Annotated in this window: 1 protein-coding gene; it reads right to left on the bottom strand. The window is 65.9% G+C overall.

From position 1 onward, the window contains the following. Positions 1-419: TCP-1/cpn60 chaperonin family protein (locus tag ENZ75_RS34075; RefSeq protein WP_281061344.1), on the bottom strand; the 419-nt coding region annotated here is incomplete at both ends.

Here is a 419-nt window from a genome sequence, read left to right as displayed (position 1 = left end):
ATCAGAAGGGCTGCGATCGAGCCGGCATCCTGGAGTGCGGTGCGCACCACTTTCGCCGGATCGACGATGCCTGCCTTGATCATGTCGACATAGACCTCGTTCTGGGCGTCAAAACCCTGATTGTGGTCCTTGCTGTCGGTGAGCTTGCCGACGACGATTGAGCCTTCGACGCCGGAATTCTCGGCGATCTGGCGGATCGGCGCTTCGAGCGCCCGCAGCACGATCGTGATGCCGGCCGTGACATCGGCATTGGCGCCGGTCAGGCCGCCAAGCGCCGAGCGGGCACGCAGCAGAGCGACGCCGCCGCCGGGCACGATGCCTTCCTCGACCGCCGCGCGGGTGGCGTTCAGCGCATCGTCGATGCGGTCCTTCTTTTCCTTGACTTCCGACTCGGTGACGCCGCCGACGCGGATGACGGC

Origin of the sequence: Mesorhizobium sp. M7A.F.Ca.CA.002.04.1.1 (genome assembly GCF_004022805.1) — a bacterium.
Lineage (GTDB): Bacteria > Pseudomonadota > Alphaproteobacteria > Rhizobiales > Rhizobiaceae > Mesorhizobium > Mesorhizobium ciceri.
The sequence above is the reverse complement of the archived record's forward strand: the minus strand, read 5'-3'. Positions and strand labels throughout refer to the sequence as shown.